1 pseudogene is annotated in these 417 nt (G+C 40.8%); it reads left to right on the top strand.

The features are described 5' to 3' along the window. Positions 1–417, top strand: a pseudogene (locus CXF67_RS17970) (site-specific integrase); the annotation flags it as partial.

The raw sequence follows: 417 nt of genomic DNA on the forward strand, positions 1-417 counted from the left end.
TACAAAGATGAAGCTCTTAGCAAAAGTTGGTTTGTTTATTTTTCTTATCGCCATCCCGAGACTGGCAAGCTCAAAAAACAGCCTTTTATTAAGGCTGGTGCCAATAACTTCAAAACTAAACGTGAGCGTTACGCTTTCCTTAGAACGATGAGAGAAGCTCTCTCTAAACTATTAGAACTCGGATACAACCCCTATAAAGATAACAGCGATCTGGAAACGAAGCTGTTTTCAGATCAAGAAGATACAGTTGAAGCGCAGCCCAAACCCAAAACGCAGCCACAATCAACCTTTGCAACTCAGCCTGAGCCAACACCTGTGTCATTGGAACCTAAGGAAGACGTCATGAGCATTAATGAGGCCTTTAAGTTTGGCTTATCGATGAAAGAGCATTTGATGAATAAAAACTCATATGTTCAA

This window comes from Psychroflexus sp. MES1-P1E, assembly GCF_002836055.1.
Classification (GTDB): domain Bacteria; phylum Bacteroidota; class Bacteroidia; order Flavobacteriales; family Flavobacteriaceae; genus Psychroflexus.